Origin of the sequence: Streptomyces sp. DH12, assembly GCF_020873895.1 — a bacterium.
GTDB lineage: Bacteria > Actinomycetota > Actinomycetes > Streptomycetales > Streptomycetaceae > Streptomyces.
Genome location: NZ_JAHWGT010001471.1, coordinates 1 through 407 on the forward strand (window position 1 = coordinate 1; position 407 = coordinate 407).

Sequence of the window (407 nt, forward strand, 5' to 3'; positions counted from 1 at the left end):
CGCCATGTTCCGGGCCGGGCGCTACGCCGACGCGGAGAGGGAAGCCCGGGACGTCGCCGCGTCCCGGTCCCGGCGACGTGACGACCCATGGGTGCCCCTGGCGCTCGACATCGCCGCGGTCGCGGTGAGCGCGCAGGGGCGTCACGCGGAGGCCCTCTCCCTCTACGACGAGGCGCTGCCGATGTTCGCCAGAGTCTTCGGGGACGGGCATCCGCAGACGCTGAAGGCGCGGTCCGACCGCGCCCAGGTGCTGACCTCGCTCGGCCGGCACGCCGAGTGCGAGGCGGAGTGCGCGGCCGTCGTGCCGGCCGCGGCACGCCGTACGGAGCCGGAGGCGGCGCTGGTGGCGACGGCCGCCCGCAACGGGCAGGTCTTCGCCCTCAGCGCGCTGGGACGCCACCCGGAGG

The 407-nt window shown here is 76.7% G+C and carries 1 protein-coding gene; it reads left to right on the forward strand.

The window, feature by feature from the left end:
- Positions 1–91: 91 nt before the first annotated feature.
- On the forward strand, positions 92–407 hold a 316-nt coding region (locus LPA54_RS40615), incomplete at its 3' end, for a tetratricopeptide repeat protein (RefSeq protein ID WP_308112937.1).